Here is a 20,275-nt window from a genome sequence, read left to right on the forward strand (position 1 = left end):
AAATTATATTGCTGAATAAGCCTTTAATGATAGGTTTGTGCAACAAAGCCTTTATCAAATTGATAGTAGTCGACATTCCAAAGCAAAAACGGGCGGTTTGGGGCTATTAATCGTGAAATCTATTATGATGTTACATGAGGGGGAAGTATATGCGTATAACACCCAGCAAGGCATTGTATTTGGTTTAAGCTTAGACCTGAATATTGTTTAAAGTTTATGCTTAATATTTCTCAATTAACATGATGCACGTTATAAGAAATTATTTTTTATAATTCATAGTTTTGTTATACACATAAAAGCTTAATGCTGTTGAATTGAGCTTTTTTAGTGATTTTCAGTATTTCACGCTTAAAATAGAGGCAATATTTCATAAAATTGCTTATTTCCTTAAGACTAATAATTTTTTAGTAGCTAAAGAAATCCTCTCTCAACATAGCCACACACCACAAAATTTTATACAATAGTGCATCATTTTCCATGGTGCTGTTTCTATGACTGCTTGGACTGCTCACGTCACTGTCGCAACCGTTGTCGAAAAAGACGGAAAATTCCTTTTTGTAGAAGAACATACAGAAGGTGTGACACACACAGTATTTAATCAGCCAGCAGGTCATGTAGAATGCGGTGAAACCATTGTCGAGGCCGCAATTCGTGAAACCATGGAAGAAACTGGACATACGGTTGAAGTGACCCATCTTTTAGGCATGTATACCTATACCCCGCCGATGTTCCCAGACCGTACTTATTTTCGCTTCTGTTTTTTAGCCAAATCGGTTGATTATGACCCACATGCAACTTTAGATACGGACATTGTCGGTGCAGTCTGGATGACTTTAGATGAACTGCAAGAGTCAGCTCGTGCGCGTAGTCCGCTGGTGATTAAAGCCGTACAGGATGCGCTTTCTGGTCAAAAATATCCTTTATCGCTCATTTACGAGCACCAAAACTCTCCCTTAATTTCAAATTTGGATGCCTAATCCTATGCAACAACGTGTCATCGTCGGAATGTCTGGTGGTGTAGATTCATCTGTGTCTGCAGCACTCCTACTTCAACAAGGTTATCAGGTTGAAGGTCTTTTCATGAAAAACTGGGAAGAAGATGACGGCACAGAATACTGCACGGCAATGGATGACCTTGCCGATGCTCAGGCCGTTTGTGACAAGATCGGGATTAAACTGCATACTGCCAACTTCGCAATGGAATACTGGGATCGCGTATTCGAGCATTTCCTGGCTGAATATGCGGCCGGCCGTACCCCAAACCCGGATATCTTATGTAATAAAGAAATTAAATTCCGTGCCTTCCTGGATCATGCGATCAACCTGGGTGCCGACTTTATTGCAACTGGTCACTATTGTCGTCGTGGTGAAACCATGACCAATTCTAAAGGTGATCAATATGCATCTTTATTGCGTGGCGTAGACAACAATAAAGACCAGACTTACTTCCTGCATGCCGTTCATGGTCGTGAAATTAACAAGACTTTGTTCCCAGTGGGTGAAATTGAAAAGCCGCAAGTGCGTAAAATTGCAGAAGAATTAGGTCTTGCTACAGCGAAGAAGAAAGACTCGACGGGCATCTGTTTTATTGGTGAACGCCGCTTTAATGACTTCTTAAAGCAATATTTGCCGGCACAACCCGGAAAAATCGTGCTAGAAGACGGTAAAGAGGTTGGTGAACATCACGGCTTAATGTACTATACGCTCGGTCAACGCGGCGGGATCGGCATTGGCGGTATGAAAGGCGCTGAAGAAGGTGCCTGGTTTGTACTGTACAAAGATATCGAGGGTAACCGTCTTGTGGTTGGTCAGGGTCATGAACATCCACTGATGCAAAGCACCATGCTTTGGAGTGAAGCGATTGACTGGGTAGCTGGTGAGCAGGAGATCTCTGAATCAGGTTTCCGCTGTACGGCAAAAACCCGCTATCGTCAGCCTGATCAAGCGTGTACCATTTATAAGGATCCAGAAACACCCCAAGGTGTTCGGGTAGAATTTGATGAGCCACAACGAGCTGTGACCCCAGGTCAAAGCGTAGTGTTCTACTCAGGTGAAGTATGTTTGGGTGGCGGTGTGATTCATCATACCAATGCACCTAAACCTGATTTTATATAAGGATGAGGTCGGCATGACGAAATTACCTTTTCAACAGGCCACAGCGTTGAATGTTCGTCAAAACCGTGCTTTGGCGTTAGCGGGTGTGTTTCAGGCCACCCAGCTGACCCATATGACTGCTTTAACCAGTCAGCAAAGCATTGGGGAAAGTGGTAATTTCTATTTTGATCAGCTGATTAAAGCCAGTTTAAATATCCGACCAAGTGGCTCGCTCAATGTCCAGACCCTGGATTTGTTTAATCAGCTGGCTGATATTTCTCTCGGATTAAAGACCTTAGAAAGTTCCATTACTCAACCCTTCGAGACCAGCCCAAAATCCAGACTTCCAAAACTCTCCTCTACCAAGCTGCCAATGTCCTATGCGATGGCACTTCTTCAGTTAGAAAAGAAGGTCTACAGCAATCCTAAATTTGTTGAAATTATCGAACAATCCCAGCAAAAAATTCTAAGACAGCTTTCCTTTTTCGATAATAACTATATGCACCCCAGCATCATTGCCAATCTCGCACAAACCTATGTGGATACTGCCGGACAGATTAATCCGCGCATTATGGTGCGTGGTAATGCTGAAGCCTTTAAAGATGCCGGACACACCAACCGTATTCGTGCTTCATTGTTTACTGGCCTGCAAATGGCGCACCTATGGCGTCAACTCGGCGGCAGTTCCTGGGGTATGGTTTTTGGCAAGCGCAAGCTGCTACAGGATATCCAAAATCTCGCGCGCTTACAGTTTCAGGCAGTTTAACTGATGCTGTACGCGTATCTCGTTTTTCGTTTAATTCCAAAATTTAGGGAATCGATATGAACGCTTTAACTGCACTTTCTCCATTAGATGGACGCTACGCTAGCAAATGTGATGCGCTGCGCCCTTTTCTTTCTGAGTTTGGTCTGATCCATGCTCGTGTGACTGTTGAAGTGCGTTGGTTACAAGCGCTTGCCAACCGTCCTGAAATCACTGAAGTGCCAGCTTTCTCATCTGAAACCAATGCAGCACTTGATGCGATCGTTGCAAATTTCTCTGAAGAAGATGCAAACCGCATTAAAGAGATTGAGCGTACGACTAACCATGACGTAAAAGCGGTTGAGTATTTCCTGAAAGAAAAAATTGCAGGCATTGAAGAACTGAAAAATGCAGGCGAATTCATTCACTTTGCATGTACTTCTGAAGACATCAATAACCTGTCTCATGCATTAATGCTGAAAAGCGGTCGTGATGTACTGGTTGAGTCTATGCAACAAATCATTGATTCAATTGTTGCATTAGCTGAAAAACATGCTGACCAACCAATGTTGTCTCGTACACATGGTCAAACAGCGAGCCCAACAACTTTGGGTAAAGAAATGGCGAACGTGGCTTACCGTCTTGCCCGTCAAATCAAACAGTTCAAACAAGTTGAGCTACTGGGCAAAATTAATGGTGCAGTGGGTAACTACAATGCGCATCTTTCAGCTTACCCAGACATCAACTGGCCTGCGCATTCACAAGCATTTGTTGAATCTTTAGGTTTGACTTTTAATCCGTACACCACTCAGATCGAGCCACATGACTACATGGCAGAACTGTTTGATGCGCTGCGTCGTTTCAATACCATCCTGATCGATTTTAACCGTGACGTTTGGGGTTATATCTCGCTTGGTTTCTTCAAGCAAAAACTAAAAGAAGGCGAAGTTGGTTCTTCAACTATGCCGCACAAAGTTAACCCGATTGATTTCGAAAACTCAGAAGGTAACTTGGGTATTGCCAATGCAGTTCTTGCGCATCTAGGTGAAAAACTGCCTATTTCTCGCTGGCAGCGTGACCTGACTGACTCTACTGTGCTTCGTAACATGGGTGTAGGTTTTGCGCAAAGCTTGATCGCGTTTGAAGCATGCTTAAAAGGCGTGGGTAAACTTGAACTAAATGCCGCACGTATTGATGAAGACCTAGATAATGCACAAGAAGTCTTGGCTGAACCAATTCAAACCGTTATGCGTCGTTATAACGTTGAAAAACCATACGAAAAATTAAAAGCATTGACTCGTGGTCAGGCAATGACTCGTGACATGATGGTTGATTTCGTAAACGGTAACGAATTAGAAGCTGTTCCTGCAGCGGATCGTGCTCGTTTGGCTGAAATGACACCTGCAACATATACAGGTAATGCATCTGAACAAGCAAAACAAATTAAAGACTTAATCGCTAAAATCTAATTTAGACAATTAAGACCAAAAGCGAAGCTCCGGCTTCGCTTTTTTTATTTATAATCATGTCTAACTTTAAGAAAAATGATATAGAAATAGATGATGGATCATCGATTAAGCAGCAAACATTTTGTTAGTTTAGGGATTTTGGCAATTGCGATTATCTTTGCCAGTATTCATCCTTTAGAAATGGAATCTTATCTGCTCCATCAAACAGGTACGGTTTTTATGATCGTTATGTTGATCTTGTGCCTGTATAAAATCGGATTGAGCTTTTTCAGTTTCAACCTTTATCTGGCTTTTCTGCTGATTCATGTGGTTGCTGCACATTATCTGTATTCTTATGTACCTTATAATGAATGGACTCAGACACTCTTTGGCTTTGACCTGAATGCTGCCATGGGCTGGTCACGCAACATGTTTGACCGTTTTGTGCACCTAGCTTTTGGCCTTCTACTTTACCCAGTATTTTACCGGCTATTTCAGGTCTGGCTGCCGCAGCAAAAACCATTCACAGTTTTTTTGTTAGTCATTCAATTTGTCATGGCAACCAGTCTGATTTATGAATGGATCGAATGGCTGATTGCGATTGGCTTATCCCCTGACCAGGCAGAAAGTTATAATGGTCAGCAAGGCGACATGTGGGATGCACATAAAGATATGTTTTTAGCAACAGTTGGGTCGATGTTTACGGGTGCACTGATGCTGATTTCACAAAATAAAAAAGCTCATTAAAGTGAGCTTTTTAGATCATCATGAATTAAAGTTTTGAATCATGGATTTAATTACCTTCATGTTTTGCAATTATGGAAGTGGGCAATATCGCTTCCAATCATCTTTCATTTTTTGCAATTCACTCCCCGTTAATATCTCGCTGTAATAAATGAAATAGATTGCATCAGGATATTGAATTTCATGGCGGAACATCATGCCACGCAGTGACACAGATAATTCCTCAGGAAAATCATCCAAATTCAATTCTTCAAACTCGTAATTAAAATAACAATTTTGCGTTGCAAGATATGCTTCAGCGACAGCCATGTTTCTGCTCTAACAGTAAAATATGCTTTATTTTATCTGATTTACCTCAGTGCTGGTCGGCATTTCAGTAGGGTCAATCCATTTAACAAACTTAGATTTTGACAAGTGTGGGTATTTAAACTTATCTAAATACTCAAAACAGACCCTTTGCCCTTTCGGCATTTTCTCAGAATCCTTATCGAAATATAAATAACGACTATACTTGGCACCATTGAAGCGAATGATTAGGCTTTCATGCTGAGTTCCACCTCGAGTTTTATATACCTGATAAGACTGCACCACACCACATTCTTTCGATGGAGTAACGGGTGGATTATTTGGCTTTAAAACACCATATAATAGAAAAATACATGCACCAGGTAGAAAGCTCAGCCAAAACAGAATCTTCTTCGAATCATTATTTATGAGTTTGGCTTCAGCATAGAGCATACATAACATCGGAATAAACACGATGCTAAAGAATCCCAATAATAAAATAAACGTGAGCATATGAGCCTAGACTCAATCAAAGTACTTCACTTATATCATAATGATTTGATTTCAAAAATGAAAAAGCCCACCGAAGTGAGCTTTCCATATCATTTTCAGAGCAATAAATTAAAGTTTCGGATCACGCATCTGAACCAGATTTGAATTGGCTTTCGTCAGCGAGTCGACTACTTTGTTCATCACTGCAGGGATCAAGGAATCAGCAATTTGTGCTGCCTGCAAACCCAGTTTTTCACCTAAAGTTGGTTTCTTACGCGTGTTGATCGTATACACATCATGCTGAGGCAATAAACCCAACACATACTCATCCGATGTTTGCAACTTATCCACCAGATTTAGATCCAGCGCATCCTGACCATACCAGTGCTCACCTGTTGCCACTTTTTCAACATTGAGTTGCGGACGATACTTTTCCACAAAATGCTTAAACAGCGCATGCGTTTGCTGAATTTCTTCTTCAAACTTGGCTTTACCTTCTTCAGTATTTTCACCGAACATGGTTACGGTACGTTTGTACTCACCTGCCGTAAACAGTTCAAAGTCAATCTTGTTGTCTTTTAACAGACGGTTAAAGTTCGGTACTTGAGCAACTACACCAATTGAACCCACAATCGCAAACGGGGCAGAAATAATTTCGCTGGCAATACATGCCATCATATAGCCACCGCTAGCAGCGACTTTATCGACGCAAATCGTCAAATGGAATCCTGCTTCACGTAATCGCACCAGTTGGGCAGCTGCCAGACCATAGCCGTGCACCATACCACCTGGACTTTCCAAGCGTACGATTACACGGTCGCGTCCAGCTTTTGCTGTTGCCAGAATCAACGTAATTTCTTCACGTAGCTGTTCAACTGCAGAAGCAGCAGTATCCCCTTTAAAATCGAGCACGTAGATTTTTTCATTAGTTTTTTTACGGGCACGTGCTTCTTTTGCCAGTTGCTGACTTAACTGCAACAGCTCCAGTTTAGAGGCTGTGGTTTGCGCAATTTTTTTTCGTTGTTCATTAATACGCGCATTCAGGTGATTGATACGGATTTCAGCCGGTAGTTTCGGAGTATGAAATAACATATAAAATCTATTCTCAGTTTAATTCGGGCTATAAACCTTAGATTAGGTCAATTTGGTATTTTTTCAACCATATTATTGACTGAATTCTCTCGCACTGCTTTTAGTTGCAAAATTCCATATTGTTCTTGTATTTTTGCAATTGATAACCACCGTAGCATTAACGGAAATTGTATATAGTAAAGCATCCCGATAATAACAGCATTAATCGGCCACCATGCGAGAATCCAGAAGCTCGATCCTCGGCTACTCGTGAATGGTGTGACCCAAATATACATTGCAATACAACCATAAATCACCACACCAATCATTAGATATTGAAACCATGGATGTTGCAAAAAATGCCGAGTCATTGAGTCACTTAACTTTTGCTGACCAGACCTGTCATCATCTACACTTTCTACCACTTGTTTTAATTTGAACTGATACTGCGCATAAGCTCGAATGTATGCGTTCCATTTTCTTCGGAAAGCGACAGAGCCTTCGAGCTGCCTAAAACGCAGATAGATTAGAGGTACAATGAATATGGAAACCATCACATAAACATCATATAACCAACGATGATAATTGCTCATACCTTGGCTTTGTGAAGTGGGAAACCACCCTTCATGCAGAACCAAAGTCGCCATAAAAAGACTAATACCAACCAAAAAGATGCTTAGATTTCTTGGAAAATTCACTGAGCCGAATAATGCTCGATAGAGCGCTTGCTGTGTTTCAGCAACGACCTTGCCTTCTTTTTTGGTCAAATTATAATTACGCATCTCAATTTAATTTTATAATTTTAAAAAATCACATACAGCATAACAAAAAAAACAGAATCCTAAGATTCTGTTTTAAAATATTTTTTAAATGTGTATTAACCAAAACGACCAGTAATGTATGCTTCTGTCAACTGATGATCCGGCTGGCTAAAGACTTTTTCTGTCGAATTCACTTCAATTAAATCACCTAAATGGAAATATGCAGTTCGATCTGATACTCGTGCCGCCTGTTGCATTGAGTGAGTCACAATAGCAATCGTATATTGGGTAGAAAGTTCGGAAATTAGCTCTTCCACTTTTGCTGTCGCAATCGGATCCAGCGCTGAACATGGTTCATCCATCAGGATGACATCCGGGCTTACCGCAATGGTTCGCGCGATGCAGAGACGTTGCTGCTGACCACCAGATAAAGTTGTTCCCGGCTGATTCAGTCGGTCCTTTACTTCATTCCACAATCCGGCCTTACGCAGACTATTCTCGACAATTTCTTCCAGATCGTATCTATCGCGAGCCAGACCATGCAGTTTCGGGCCATAGGCAACATTGTCAAAAATAGATTTTGGAAATGGGTTTGGTTTCTGGAATACCATGCCAACCTGCGCACGTAGCAATACTACATCCAGATTAGGATCATAAATATCCTGATGATCCAGCAAAACTTTACCTGTCATACGGCAACCATCAATGGTGTCGTTCATCCGGTTAAGAGCGCGCAGGAAAGTGGATTTACCGCAACCCGATGGACCAATAAAGGCGATCACTTCATTTTCATAAATGTTCAGGTCAATACCTTTGATCGCTTCGAGTTCACCATAGTAAACATGTACATCCTGCGCACTCAGCTTGACATTGCCCGTCTTGTCTTTTTTCTTATTTTCAGCTTGGGTCTCGAACTGAGAATTATATGAAATCAGGGGCTTGGTTGCAGCGGCATCTGCAATAAATTTATTTTGCTGGAGGTTCATGGATAGATCCTTTTTTAAATAGTTTGAAATATTCATTGTTTTCATTATTTTCTCCTTACCAACGGACTTCAAACTTCTTGCGTAACCAGATGGCTAAGCTGTTTAAGCCAATCATCATGACAAGGAGAACAATAATGGCGGCAGCAGTACGACCTTCGAAGAAGTTACGCAATTCATTACCCTGCCACAGGAAAATCTGTACAGGCAAAGCAGTCGATTGATCTAGTGGCGTTGCCGGTACGCTAGCAACAAAGGCGCTCATCCCGATCAATAACAGTGGTGCGGTTTCACCAAGTGCCTGTGCGACACCAATAATCGCTCCGGTCAAAATACCCGGTAGTGCGAGTGGTAAAATATGGTGGAATACAGTTTGTAAACGTGAGGCACCTAAGCCTAAGGCTGCCTGACGAATCGATGGTGGTACAGCTTTTAGAGAAGCTCGTGTAGTAATAATCACGGTTGGCAAAGTCATCAGACTAAGTACCAGACCACCGACTAATGGCGCTGAAAGTGGTAAATGCATCCAGCCGATGAAGATCGCTGCACCGAGTAGACCGAAAACAATAGACGGAACGGCTGCCAGGTTATTGATGTTGACTTCAATGACATCGGTGATCCAGTTTTTTGGTGCAAACTCTTCCAGATAGATTGCTGAAGCTACACCGATTGGAATCGAGATAAAGATCACGATCAACATCATGAACAGTGAGCCCATGAATGCACCTGCCAAACCAGAGGTTGCAGGCGAACTACGGGAGTCCGGATTAGTAAAGATATTGGTATTGAAGCTGTTTTCGATCACGCCTGAAGCTTTCATGTCATCAGCAATCTGGCGGACTTCAGGACTTAGCTGTTGCTGCTCATCTGGCAGGTTACGGTCAATATTACCTGCAAGCCATACATCAACATTGGCGTCGGCCAAAATTTTAACTTCCTGGGTTTTTCCGACCAGACTTGGATTGTTCAGCACCATGTCACGCAGACGATAGGCTTCTGAACTGGTATATAAATAACCCAGTTCATCACGCTGGTTTTCCAGCTTGCCGTCTTTGGCAATCATGCCATTAATGATCAGGGCATCCCAGTCGACCATGCCAGCCTGCATCTGCCAATCCACCATACGCTGTTCAAACTGTGCAGGAGACTCGCCGGCAGTCTGTTTGGGTTGTGGACCAATATTGACAATTGCCGGATCGAAATGGATAGGCAGGCTCATACTGCTTTGCCAGAATGCCGGCAAGCCTTTGGCCAAGATACTACCGAATAGCAATACGACAAAGAACAGACCCGCCAATACCGCAGAAAAACCAAGCATACGAAAGGTTTTTTCTTTGCGATGGCGCCGTGCAAGAGAGCTTTGAATGGTCTTTTTACGCTCTTCACGCAGCTCAGCATTAACAGATGGATCAATACGCTGATCTAAAGGTGTGGTATTTGAAGTACTCATTAGTCGTATTGCTCACGATATTTACGCACGATGTACAGTGCGACAATGTTCAAACCTAAGGTAATAACAAAAAGAGTCAGACCTAATGCAAACGCAACCAGTGCTTGTGGACTGGCAAAGTCAGTATCGCCAGTTAATTGGTTCACAATGGTAATGGTTACAGTTGATACCGCTTCTAGTGGATTAGCATGTAACAGCGGGCTATTACCTGCTGCCAGTACCACAATCATGGTCTCACCAATCGCACGGGATGCTGCCAGCAAGAAGGCACCGATAATGCCCGGCAAAGCGGCTGGCAGCACCACTTGGCGGATCGTTTCAGATTTGGTTGCGCCTAGACCCAGTGAACCGTCTCGTAAGGCACGTGGTACCTGGGTAATAATGTCATCTGATAAAGAAGATACAAATGGAATGATCATGATGCCCATAACAAAGCCGGCAGTTAAGGCACTGGTCGCATTAATATCAACACCGACCATAGCACCGAGCGTTTTAATAAATGGGCCCAGAATCATCAAGGCAAACACACCGTAAACGATGGTTGGAATACCAGCCAGAACCTCAATAGTCGGTTTTGCCCATGAACGGAATTTTGGTGAGGCATATTCGGACAAATAGATTGCAATCATCAGACCCAATGGGACTGCGACCAACAGGGCGATTCCACTGACCATCAAGGTGCCCCACAATAAAGGCAACAGGCCATAACTTCCTTCGGCATTGCCTGAAGTGCTAAAACCCGGGTTCCATTGTGTGCCAAAGAAAAAATCAATTGGGCTGACGAAGCTAAAGAAGCGCATTGCTTCGCCAAACATCGACATGACAATGCCGAGTGTGGTCAGGATGGCAACACCAGAACAGAGTGCCAAGCTGATATTGATGACTTTTTCAACCTGATGACGTGCACGCAACTGATTACTGATACGTTTTTTGGCCCAAACCAGTCCGGCAACAGCAACAGAGATCACTACCACCAGCTTGGCATAGCTGCTGATGCTCATGATACGTGCCACCTGCTCTGCTGCAGCCAGTTCATAAGCCTGTGGTGTATCACTAACGCCAAAACCGGAAGCCAGTGCCTGCACCCGATCCACGATCACACTCAGAGCTGCAGAATCCATGCCTGCGACCATCCGTTGTGGCAGGTGTTTCAGCACCAGCTGTTCCAGGAGCACAGGTTCAACCAGATTCCAGATCATGAAGATTAAAAATGCAGGAATACCACACCATAAAGCCACCATGGCGCCATAATAGCCAGGACGCGAATTCAGCATTGCTGTGTTTTTGCCTTGGCCTGCCAATTTCTGGCTTCGACTTAATCCGATCTGATAGGCAACAGCGATAATCGCCAGTAACACACCCAGGAGTAGCAGATTCATGTATGCTCCACTGTTTTTTCAATCTTCATATTTTTAAAAAACCTATCTATGACTAAAAGCCGGTGACCGTTTCCAGCCACCAGCTATTTCAATATTTGCTTACTTCACTACAACTACTTTAGCTGCCTTAAAGTTAGCAAGTACTGCTGCACGTTCCTTATCAGACATTGAAATCAAACCTGCTTTTTCCAGTTTCGATCCTTTACCAGATACTTTCTTGCTCAGGAAGTATTCAGTGAACTGTGGCAAACCTTTGATTGATTTCAGGTGTTCGCCTTTCACATAGAAGAACAATGGACGAGATACCGGATAAGAACCATTCAGGATGGTCTGCTCAGATGGTGCAACGTTGTTAACTGTTGCAACACGCAGTTTGTCACGGTTCTGGTCATAGAAACCTAGACCAAATACACCAACTGCACTTTGAGAGGTTTTCAGACGTGCCAGCGTTTCGGTGTAGTCACCTGAAATTTCAATAACACGACCATCTTTACGGAAAGTGGTACAGGCTTTCTTTTTGGCATCTTTATCTAAAGACTTAATTGCAGCATATGTTTCACAACCTGCATCCACCATCTTCTCCTGGAAGACTTCGCGTGTTCCATGATTCGAAGCAGGGATTACCAGTGTGATCGGCTCATTAGGAAGTGACTTGTCAATCTGGTTCCAGCGTGTATACGGGTTAGCTACCATTTTGCCATTGGCTGGTAACTGTGCTGCCAAGGCTGCAAAAACATGTTGTGGACGAAGTTTGTAAGCTGCTTTTTTGGCATTCGATGCAAAGACAATACCGTCATAACCGATTTTGATTTCTAGTACCTGGTTAACGCCATTCTTTTTACATTCTGCCAATTCGGAACTTTTGATCTGGCGAGATGCGTTTGCGATATCGATGGTATTATCACCAACACCATTACAGAACTGCTTTAAACCACCTGACGAACCGCCTGAGCCGACAACTGGAGTTTTAAACTGCGGGAAAGTATTGCCAAATTCTTCAGCTACAATACTTGCATATGGAAGTACAGTTGAAGAACCTGCAATTTGAATTGTGTCGCGTGCTGCATTCGCTGCAGTCATGCCTAGCCCCATCACTGCAAGTGCAAGTGTAATTTTTGTAAAGCGCATTCTGTATCTCTCACAATCATTTAAATTTGGAGTACGCCACTTTTTTTGTCGTGTTGTACTTGTTTCGATACAAGTATTTTGATTTTTAAATATGACAGGCTGGTTACAGATTTATGAAGATTTTATGATAGCTGTTACAGCACCAAATAACTAAAAAATATTTATTATTTTCAATATATTATGAATTATTTAAGAATTTTTTCGACATTTTTATAGCAACTAAATATGTAAAAAATTTTGTATTTCTTATAAAGAATTTCTTTTTTTACCACAATTTTGATGCATGAATAACCACTATTTAAATTCGATCTAGAAACAAATAATCTTTGTTGAAATATAAAAAAAGGAGACCAATAGGCCTCCTTTTTCACACCACAATCACTTATGCAATTGGTGGTGTATAAGTACCGTCAGCGATGGAATCCTTGATTCGATCCGCTTCTGCAAGCACCAGTGCCAGCAGGTTCTTCACGTTTTCAAGTGTTGCCACCGGACTTAAAGTCGTCATTTTCAGAGATTGAACCTGACCGACTTTAGTTACACCAATATTCGCTTCACCACGTGCAAACAGCTCATCTGCTACGTTCTGGTTCAGGGCATCCACAAACTCAGCTGGATAACCTGCTGGAACCACACGGAACAATACTGATGCAAACTGTGGCTCAACCAGAAGTTCCAGACCATCAGTTGCCTTGATGTAGTCTGCCACTTCACGTGTCAATTTCACGCCATGATCAATCATTGAACCGTAAAGCTCTTCACCCAAGGCTTCAACCGTCATCCACAACTTCAACGCATCGAAACGACGTGTCGTTTGCAGTGACTTCGATACCAGGTTCGGAACGCCGTGCTCTTCATCATAAGCAGAGTTTAAATACTCTGCTTCATAATGCATGAAACGATAGTTCGCTTCATCTTTGAGCAAAAATGCACCACATGAAATCGTTTGGAAATAATGCTTGTGGAAATCCAGTGTGATCGAATCAGATAACTCAATCCCATCCAGCATAGAACGATAGTCATTGGATAGAATCAGTGCGCCACCCCATGCCGCATCGATATGCATCCACGCGCCATATTTATTGGTGATTTCACGAATTGCTTTCAATGGATCAATCGCGCCCGCATCGGTTGTACCTGCGGTTGCTACCACACATGCAACGATTTTGCCTTCAGACTGAAGATGCGCCATGGTTTTTTCCAGAGCATCAACATCCATCTGTGCATTTTCATTTACAGGAACAGTGACTACTGACTGGAAGCCCATACCCATCATTGCCATGTTCTTTTGCACAGAGAAGTGCGCATTTTCAGAACAGATGACTTTGACGTTACGCATCGCGTCCGCAGGAATACCATCACGCTGAACCGACCACGGATTACCGTTTTCATCTTTCCAGTTTTTCGCGATGCAGGCATCACGCGCCAGCAATACACCCATCAGGTTCGACTGTGTACCACCTGAAGTGAATACACCCGCCTGACCTGAACCATAACCAACCTTTTGACGTAGCCAGTCGATTAACTGCACTTCCATCAAAGAACCCGCTGGACTTTGATCCCATGAATCCATGGATTGGTTAGTCGCATTGATCAGCACTTCCGCAACCTGGCTTGCTACCATGGTTGGACAGTGCAAATGCGCTAGAGAATGCGGGTGATGTACTTTCAAGCTTTTGTTAAGGAATAGCTCAACCATACGCTCTAAAGATTTTTGAAGACCCAAACCATCTTTAGAAGGGTTGAAAGAAATTGCGCTACGCAATTCCTTGATGCTGCCACCCGTGTACATTTTGTCATTTTGCAACCATGCTGCAACCGCTTCGGTCGCTTGGTCCATCGCTGACTCATAGTCAGCGATAGATGCAGCATCATTGCAGAGTAACGCTTTACGATGTTCTGCAAAATCTACCATAAATTACGCGCCTCGAACTGCGACTAAAGCTTCAGCAACCGCTTTCTTGAAGCGAACTAGAACTTCTTCACACTCTGCCTGAGTAATAATCAACGGGCAAAGTAAACGGATCACTGTACCGTTACGACCACCTTTCTCAAGCAATAATTTATTGTTGAAACAAGCAGTCTGGATCGCTGCAGCCAATTGACCATCGGCAGGTAACGAACCCATATGATCAGCAGGTTTACGTTCGTCTACGATTTCAACACCGATCATTAAGCCACGACCACGCACGTTACCGATACATGGGAATTCAGCAGCTAGCTTTTTCAGTTCAGCTTGCAGGAAATCACCACGTTCTTGTGCGTTTTGCGCCAAATTTTGCTCTTTAATGGTATTGATCGTTGCAAGACCTGTACCCATTGCTAGCTGGTTACCACGGAAAGTACCGGTATGGCCAGCAGGTTGCCATGCGTCGAACTTACGTTTAATACCCAGTACCGCAAGTGGCAAGCTACCACCGACCGCTTTAGACATTACCACTACATCAGGCTCAATACCTGCGTGTTCAAAGGCAAACATTTTGCCTGAACGTGCAAAGCCCGCTTGAACTTCGTCAAGAATCAATACGATGTTGTGCTTTTCAGTCACTTCACGGATTTTCTGTAACCATTTTACTGGCGCTGTTACCACACCGCCTTCACCTTGAATTGCTTCAAGGATTACAGCTGCTGGCTTGGTTACACCGCTTTCAACGTCTTCAATGAAGTTTTCAAAGAAGTAAGTTAAAGCATCAACACCCGCTTCACCACCTAGACCCAATGGACAACGATATTCATGCGGATAAGGCATGAACTGAACGCCTGGCATTAAACCATTCACTGCATTCTTCGCCGACAGGTTACCTGTCATGGCAAGAGAACCGTGAGTCATACCGTGATAGCCACCAGAGAAGCTGATCACTGAACTACGGCCAGTAAAGGTTTTGGCAAGTTTAATCGCTGCTTCTGTTGCATCTGCACCAGATGGGCCACAGAACTGTAAGCAATATTCTTCTTTACCACCTGGAAGGTAGGAAAGAAGAGCTTCAGTGAAAGCATCTTTTAAAGGAGTGGTTAGATCCAGGGTATGTAGTGGGAGACCGCTTGCAAGCGTATCCTGGATACTTTGAATCACCGCAGGATGATTATGGCCCAAAGCCAATGTCCCTGCCCCAGCTAAACAATCAAGGTACTCAGTACCTTCAACATCGGTAACCCAGCAACCTTGTGCTTTCGCTATCGCTAACGGTAATTTACGTGGATAACTACGCACATTCGATTCCATCTGACTTTGGCGAGTCAAGTAGTATTCGTTTGTGGAATTGGTGGCAGGGTTTACAGAAGTAACGCTCATATCGAATTACCATCTCTGATATGGGTTGAAAGAAATAAGTCTGGTGACGTTTGGTCCTTTGACTCGGTGCTTTATAAGATTTTAGTTAGCCATAATCTTAGTTAACTAACTTAGGAGGCGGATGATACCGAATTTTTCAGGAAAATAAATAACTTTCAACTCAATTTACCTGAAAATTTATCGAAAAAAAATATCATGCCTGTCTAATCTCTAAATTATCATCTTAACGTGTGACAAAGGAAAGAAAAGCAGCTTCTTTTATACTTTTTTGTAGCCTTTCAGAAAAGTTCACAATGATTTCAATAATACATTAATAAATATATAATTTTTAAAATAATTAAACCTTAAAACTCCAGAAAAAATAATCGAAAACTTAACACTCTTACCACAAATATTTCGCAAAAAGAGCACAATTGAGATTTAATATCTGAAGATCAGCCAAGATGGCTAATTTTAAGAAAAACAGGAAGAAAATATGCGCCTCCTAGCATTGTCCAGCCTTATACTTGCAGGCACCTTAGCGAGTACTGCATTTGCAGACCAAAATGAGCCACTGAATTATAATATTATTAATATTTCAGCAGAGGCCAGCCGCGATATTTCCAATGACCTGATGCATGCCAATTTATATGTAGAAAAATCCAATAAACAGCCTGCTGAACTTGCAGCGCAAATTAATCAACTCATGAACCAGGCCATCAATGCCGCAAAGAAATATCCGAGTGTGAAAATTGAAACCGGTTCACAACACACTTATCCAGTCTATGACAATGACAACCGTAAACTCAGAGAGTGGAGAGCTCGTGCTCAGGTACGTATTGAATCGACTGACTTCAAAGCGGCTTCACAGCTAATTGCCGAATTGCAGCAAAACTTCCAGACTGAATCAATTAACTTTACAGTATCTGAAGCAAAACGTAAGAAAGTTGAAAATGAGCTGATGCTGGAAGCATCCAAAAACTTCCAGCAACGTGCACAAAGCCTGGCTCAGGCTTGGAACAAAGCTGGATATCAACTGGTAAATATGAATATTAACACCAATAATTCAGGCTACCCACCGGTTCCACGTATGGCAATGGCCAAAGCGGCTTATGCAGAAGCAGCTATTCCAGATCAGGAAATGGCAGCGGGTGAGTCTAAAATGACTGTGAGTGCCAATGGTTCGATTCAGTTTAAGTAAGTGTTAGTAAAAGTATTCTGATTTTAAAAACCACCCTTTTGGGTGGTTTTTTATCACCTGAGGTTACTTTAAAAAATCAACGCTACAAATTCATACATACTTCGGTATAAATACCACTTTGATAGGTTTAGAGTAACCGACATTTGTATCAATCCTCTTACCTTATGTCCCTTGATCAACCCAACTTATATCTGTTTCATCTTTTTAATGCACCTGATCACGCTTCAATATGGATGATCAACTATGCCTGTCTAATTGCACATGATTTGGTGTATTTATTCCTGCTGATCTTTGCCATAGCTTGGCTACGTGGCAATCGTGAAGTGAAAACCGTGATTATCAAAGCCTTTATCTTCACTGCGATTACCTTATTCATAAGTGAAGTTTTATCTGCTGTGTTGAATACGCCTCGTCCATTTGTCATGGAAATTGGTCATACCTTAATTGAGCATGAAGCCACAGGTTCTTTTCCCAGCAACCATATGAGTATTTTTAGCGGGATTGCCTTTGCCTATTATTTTTCACCACAACGGGACTTGGGGCGACTTCTGCTCTGGACTGCCTGGCTGGTAGCTTGGTCGCGGGTTTATGTGGGTGTACATTTTCCGATTGATATGATGGGAGCATTCGTGATTGCTTTGGCAGTCAATCTTGCTGGCTTACCGCTCTGGTGGAAATATGAGAATAAAATCATGAGCTTTATTTTCAGCATTCATCAATTCCTGTTTAAGCCTTTTATTCGGATGGGCTGGGTGAAGTAAATTTCCAGACATAAAAAATCCCGCTCGAAAGCGGGATTTTTTTAATCTTAATAATTTAGTAAATTGCCATATGATTACGGTGAATCATCTCTAAAGAACGCGCTTCACCAAGGACTTGATGCACTTTGTCTGATGCTAGACCTTTGACGATCTCAGCTGAACGTGAACTAAAGTTCACACGTCCGACCGCAATACGGTGACCTTGTGTATCGACACATTCCACCACATCACCACGCTCGAAATGACCTTCAACTGCTTTAACGCCTACCGGTAACAGACTGCGGTGATTTTCTTTAATGGCCTTAACAGCACCATCATCAATCACCAGACGACCTGCCGTTTGCAAATGCGCTGCCAGCCATTGCTGATGTGCAGTAACACGATCATCATCAGTGATGAATAAAGTGCCCAACATTTCACCCGTCATAAGACGCGATAAAACACAGTCACTGTCACCACTGGCAATCAGCGTTGGACAACCCGACTTCGCAGCCAGACGTGCAGCGCGGACTTTGGTCAGCATGCCGCCACGACCAAATTTGCCACCACCGCCAGCCATATCAAACAGACTCTCATCCATCGCACGTACGGTATGGAACAGTTTGGCATTCGGATTAGAACGTGGGTCCGAATCAAACATGCCTTCCTGATCGGTCAGGATAATCAGCAGATCCGCATGCACCTGACCTGCCACCATGGCAGCCAAGGTATCATTATCACCAAAGCGGATTTCATCGGTCGAAACGGTGTCATTTTCATTAATCACCGGAATCACACGCCATTCAATCAGGTGCTGCAAGGCATCACATGAATTGAGATAGCGGCGACGATCTGCCAGGTCATCATGGGTTAACAGTACCTGAGCAGTCTGGATCTGGTATTTATCCAGCACGCTTGACCAGATATGAATAAGCCCCATCTGACCAATGGCAGCGCAAGCCTGAAGACTGGGTAGATCGGTGGGTCGATTCTCTAGTTTCATTCGAACCATACCTTCAGCCACAGCACCTGATGACACCAGAATAATCTCGTGTCCTGCATTGTGTAGATCTGCGATTTGTCCCGCCCAGTGCGAGATGGCATCTAAATCTAAACCTTGCCCGTTTGCTGTGAGTAAAGATGATCCGATTTTAACAACGATTCGTTTACAACCCTTGAGCTGACGTTGCCCATCTACCACTTCTATCATCTTGTCCTCAGACTTATCTTTAAAAGATTAACGTACGTAATATACTTCTACGTCGCTGTCGTCATCATCTTCATCATCAAAGTCATCGCCACCCAGACGTTGAGCGCGACGCATTTCACGATAAGCTTCTTTCGCAGCAATCGTTTGTTCACGTGTTTCAGCTTCCAGCTGATCACGGAATGCTTTCATTTCTGCTGCATATTCTGGATCTTCAACTTCACGTTCGCGTTGCTGTTCGATTTGATCCATCAGGTAGTACACAACGTCTTTCGTCCCTTCTGCCGTTAAGCCAGAAGTTTTAAAGACAGGGCCTTCCCACTTTAATTCTTCAAGAATATGGTTACACCATTCGTCACGTGTTTCTTCTGCTAACTGGTCAACCTTGTTCAGAACCAATACCACTGGCAATTTAGAGAGCGTTGGCGAGAATTTCTCAAGCTCTGCGATAATTGCTTTGGCATTGTAAGCAGGATCTGAACCGTCAATCGGTTGTACATCGACAATGTGTAGCAAAATGCGTGTACGTGCCAGGTGTTTCAGGAAGCGAATACCCAGACCCGCACCTTCAGCAGCACCTTCGATCAGACCTGGAATATCAGCCATTACAAATGAACGGTAACGATCCGCGTCCACAACGCCCAGATTTGGCATCATTGTGGTAAATGGATAATCTGCCACTTTCGGTTTTGCAGCGGATACTGCACGGATAAAGGTTGATTTACCTGCATTAGGCATACCCAGTAAACCAACGTCTGCAAGCACTTTTAGCTCCAGACGGATTTCACGGAATTCACCTTTAACACCATGGGTACACTTACGTGGAGAACGGTTAGTCGACGATTTGAAGTGGGTATTACCCAAACCGCCATCACCACCTTGAGCAACCAATACCTTTTGACCATCTTCGATCAGGTCACCAATAATGTCGCCAGATTCACTATCTACAATAGTTGTTCCCACAGGAACTTTTAAAATAACTGATTCGCCACCACGACCAGCACAGTTTGCGCCAGCACCGTTTTTACCACGTTCAGCGCGAAATCTACGGGTATAACGATAATCTACAAGGGTACTCGTGTCGTCGTCAGCCTGAACATAAATGCTGCCGCCACGACCACCATCACCACCATCTGGACCACCAAATGGTACGAACTTTTCACGGCGAAAACTGGCTACGCCATTGCCACCGTCGCCAGCCTCTACGGTAATGACTGCTTCATCAACAAAGCGCATATTGCCAATCCTCTAAAAACTTTAAAACCGCCTATTCTGCCAT

20 protein-coding genes are annotated in these 20,275 nt (G+C 43.1%); 8 read left to right on the plus strand and 12 right to left on the minus strand.

The features are described 5' to 3' along the window. Positions 1–37: 37 nt before the first annotated feature. From C8322_RS07640 to C8322_RS07665, 6 genes are all read left to right on the plus strand, one after another. Positions 38–211 (plus strand): ATP-binding protein, encoded by a 174-nt coding sequence (locus C8322_RS07640; RefSeq protein WP_082191080.1) that lies wholly within the window; start codon positions 38–40, stop codon positions 209–211. Positions 212–491: 280 nt separating this feature from the next. Continuing rightward, a complete protein-coding gene (locus C8322_RS07645) occupies positions 492–977 on the plus strand; it encodes an NUDIX hydrolase (RefSeq protein WP_004810477.1) in 486 nt (161 codons plus the stop codon). A 4-nt stretch (positions 978–981) separates the two neighbouring features. Next, positions 982–2,115, plus strand: coding sequence for a tRNA 2-thiouridine(34) synthase MnmA (gene mnmA, locus C8322_RS07650; RefSeq protein ID WP_004810479.1), 1,134 nt, complete (start codon positions 982–984; stop codon positions 2,113–2,115). A gap of 13 nt (positions 2,116–2,128) precedes the next feature. Continuing rightward, positions 2,129–2,860, plus strand: coding sequence for a high frequency lysogenization protein HflD (hflD, locus tag C8322_RS07655; protein ID WP_111810750.1), 732 nt, complete (start codon positions 2,129–2,131; stop codon positions 2,858–2,860). A gap of 56 nt (positions 2,861–2,916) precedes the next feature. Next, complete coding sequence (purB, locus tag C8322_RS07660) at positions 2,917–4,305, plus strand: adenylosuccinate lyase (protein WP_004810482.1); 1,389 nt, start codon at positions 2,917–2,919, stop codon at positions 4,303–4,305. A gap of 90 nt (positions 4,306–4,395) precedes the next feature. Continuing rightward, positions 4,396–5,031: a DUF2238 domain-containing protein gene (locus C8322_RS07665; RefSeq protein ID WP_008306675.1), complete on the plus strand. Its 636-nt coding sequence runs from the start codon at positions 4,396–4,398 to the stop codon at positions 5,029–5,031. A 69-nt stretch (positions 5,032–5,100) separates the two neighbouring features. Here the strand turns inward: C8322_RS07665 and C8322_RS07670 are convergent, their stop codons facing one another. From C8322_RS07670 to C8322_RS07715, 10 genes are all read right to left on the minus strand, one after another. Next, complete coding sequence (locus C8322_RS07670; RefSeq protein ID WP_008306673.1) at positions 5,101–5,337, minus strand: hypothetical protein; 237 nt, start codon at positions 5,335–5,337, stop codon at positions 5,101–5,103. 27 nt (positions 5,338–5,364) lie between these two features. Further along, a complete protein-coding gene (locus tag C8322_RS07675) occupies positions 5,365–5,826 on the minus strand; it encodes a hypothetical protein (protein ID WP_008306672.1) in 462 nt (153 codons plus the stop codon). Positions 5,827–5,934: 108 nt separating this feature from the next. Further along, complete coding sequence (sohB, locus tag C8322_RS07680) at positions 5,935–6,897, minus strand: protease SohB (RefSeq protein ID WP_008306669.1); 963 nt, start codon at positions 6,895–6,897, stop codon at positions 5,935–5,937. Between the two features lie 47 nt (positions 6,898–6,944). Next, complete coding sequence (locus tag C8322_RS07685) at positions 6,945–7,658, minus strand: hypothetical protein (protein WP_048881521.1); 714 nt, start codon at positions 7,656–7,658, stop codon at positions 6,945–6,947. A 95-nt stretch (positions 7,659–7,753) separates the two neighbouring features. Further along, entirely contained in the window at positions 7,754–8,668 is a 915-nt protein-coding gene (gene pstB, locus C8322_RS07690) for a phosphate ABC transporter ATP-binding protein PstB (protein WP_004810494.1), read from the minus strand. A gap of 10 nt (positions 8,669–8,678) precedes the next feature. Next, a complete protein-coding gene (pstA, locus tag C8322_RS07695) occupies positions 8,679–10,070 on the minus strand; it encodes a phosphate ABC transporter permease PstA (RefSeq protein WP_008304859.1) in 1,392 nt (463 codons plus the stop codon). Next, positions 10,070–11,449, minus strand: coding sequence for a phosphate ABC transporter permease subunit PstC (gene pstC / locus C8322_RS07700; protein WP_004810498.1), 1,380 nt, complete (start codon positions 11,447–11,449; stop codon positions 10,070–10,072). Before pstC ends, pstA begins: the two co-directional genes overlap by 1 nt. A gap of 99 nt (positions 11,450–11,548) precedes the next feature. After that, positions 11,549–12,577, minus strand: coding sequence for a substrate-binding domain-containing protein (locus C8322_RS07705; RefSeq protein WP_008304861.1), 1,029 nt, complete (start codon positions 12,575–12,577; stop codon positions 11,549–11,551). Between the two features lie 382 nt (positions 12,578–12,959). After that, positions 12,960–14,492 carry a pyridoxal phosphate-dependent decarboxylase family protein gene (locus tag C8322_RS07710; protein ID WP_008304863.1) on the minus strand — a complete coding sequence of 511 codons (1,533 nt, stop codon included), beginning with the start codon at positions 14,490–14,492 and terminating at the stop codon, positions 12,960–12,962. 3 nt (positions 14,493–14,495) lie between these two features. Continuing rightward, positions 14,496–15,869, minus strand: a complete 1,374-nt coding sequence (locus tag C8322_RS07715; RefSeq protein WP_004810505.1) for a diaminobutyrate--2-oxoglutarate transaminase — start codon at positions 15,867–15,869, stop codon at positions 14,496–14,498. Between the two features lie 475 nt (positions 15,870–16,344). Between C8322_RS07715 and C8322_RS07720 the strand changes: the two genes are divergently transcribed. Then, positions 16,345–17,049 (plus strand): SIMPL domain-containing protein, encoded by a 705-nt coding sequence (locus tag C8322_RS07720; RefSeq protein WP_004810506.1) that lies wholly within the window; start codon positions 16,345–16,347, stop codon positions 17,047–17,049. A 164-nt stretch (positions 17,050–17,213) separates the two neighbouring features. Next, positions 17,214–17,810 carry a phosphatase PAP2 family protein gene (locus C8322_RS07725; protein WP_005221477.1) on the plus strand — a complete coding sequence of 199 codons (597 nt, stop codon included), beginning with the start codon at positions 17,214–17,216 and terminating at the stop codon, positions 17,808–17,810. Positions 17,811–17,865: 55 nt separating this feature from the next. Here C8322_RS07725 and proB read toward each other — a convergent pair whose 3' ends face one another. Both proB and cgtA read right to left on the minus strand, forming a co-directional pair. After that, complete coding sequence (proB, locus tag C8322_RS07730) at positions 17,866–18,999, minus strand: glutamate 5-kinase (protein ID WP_005221476.1); 1,134 nt, start codon at positions 18,997–18,999, stop codon at positions 17,866–17,868. A gap of 27 nt (positions 19,000–19,026) precedes the next feature. Next, positions 19,027–20,232 carry an Obg family GTPase CgtA gene (cgtA, locus tag C8322_RS07735; protein ID WP_004810511.1) on the minus strand — a complete coding sequence of 402 codons (1,206 nt, stop codon included), beginning with the start codon at positions 20,230–20,232 and terminating at the stop codon, positions 19,027–19,029. Positions 20,233–20,275 lie beyond the last annotated feature (43 nt).

The organism is Acinetobacter sp. SM1B (genome assembly GCF_003289665.1).
In the GTDB taxonomy this organism is placed as follows: Bacteria; Pseudomonadota; Gammaproteobacteria; order Pseudomonadales; family Moraxellaceae; genus Acinetobacter; species Acinetobacter schindleri.

Excerpts from the sequence above, each read along its gene's own strand:
- pstB (WP_004810494.1), bottom strand. The coding sequence starts at position 8,668 with ATGAAAACAATGAATATTTCAAACTATTTAAAAAAGGATCTATCCATG.
- C8322_RS07720 (WP_004810506.1), top strand. The coding sequence starts at position 16,345 with ATGCGCCTCCTAGCATTGTCCAGCCTTATACTTGCAGGCACCTTAGCG.
- C8322_RS07715 (WP_004810505.1), bottom strand. The coding sequence starts at position 15,869 with ATGAGCGTTACTTCTGTAAACCCTGCCACCAATTCCACAAACGAATAC.
- purB (WP_004810482.1), top strand. The coding sequence starts at position 2,917 with ATGAACGCTTTAACTGCACTTTCTCCATTAGATGGACGCTACGCTAGC.
- cgtA (WP_004810511.1), bottom strand. The coding sequence starts at position 20,232 with ATGCGCTTTGTTGATGAAGCAGTCATTACCGTAGAGGCTGGCGACGGT.
- C8322_RS07675 (WP_008306672.1), bottom strand. The coding sequence starts at position 5,826 with ATGCTCACGTTTATTTTATTATTGGGATTCTTTAGCATCGTGTTTATT.
- C8322_RS07725 (WP_005221477.1), top strand. The coding sequence starts at position 17,214 with ATGTCCCTTGATCAACCCAACTTATATCTGTTTCATCTTTTTAATGCA.
- C8322_RS07710 (WP_008304863.1), bottom strand. The coding sequence starts at position 14,492 with ATGGTAGATTTTGCAGAACATCGTAAAGCGTTACTCTGCAATGATGCT.
- C8322_RS07665 (WP_008306675.1), top strand. The coding sequence starts at position 4,396 with ATGATGGATCATCGATTAAGCAGCAAACATTTTGTTAGTTTAGGGATT.
- C8322_RS07645 (WP_004810477.1), top strand. The coding sequence starts at position 492 with ATGACTGCTTGGACTGCTCACGTCACTGTCGCAACCGTTGTCGAAAAA.
- pstC (WP_004810498.1), bottom strand. The coding sequence starts at position 11,449 with ATGAATCTGCTACTCCTGGGTGTGTTACTGGCGATTATCGCTGTTGCC.
- C8322_RS07685 (WP_048881521.1), bottom strand. The coding sequence starts at position 7,658 with ATGCGTAATTATAATTTGACCAAAAAAGAAGGCAAGGTCGTTGCTGAA.
- C8322_RS07670 (WP_008306673.1), bottom strand. The coding sequence starts at position 5,337 with ATGGCTGTCGCTGAAGCATATCTTGCAACGCAAAATTGTTATTTTAAT.
- C8322_RS07705 (WP_008304861.1), bottom strand. The coding sequence starts at position 12,577 with ATGCGCTTTACAAAAATTACACTTGCACTTGCAGTGATGGGGCTAGGC.
- proB (WP_005221476.1), bottom strand. The coding sequence starts at position 18,999 with ATGATAGAAGTGGTAGATGGGCAACGTCAGCTCAAGGGTTGTAAACGA.
- sohB (WP_008306669.1), bottom strand. The coding sequence starts at position 6,897 with ATGTTATTTCATACTCCGAAACTACCGGCTGAAATCCGTATCAATCAC.
- mnmA (WP_004810479.1), top strand. The coding sequence starts at position 982 with ATGCAACAACGTGTCATCGTCGGAATGTCTGGTGGTGTAGATTCATCT.
- hflD (WP_111810750.1), top strand. The coding sequence starts at position 2,129 with ATGACGAAATTACCTTTTCAACAGGCCACAGCGTTGAATGTTCGTCAA.
- pstA (WP_008304859.1), bottom strand. The coding sequence starts at position 10,070 with ATGAGTACTTCAAATACCACACCTTTAGATCAGCGTATTGATCCATCT.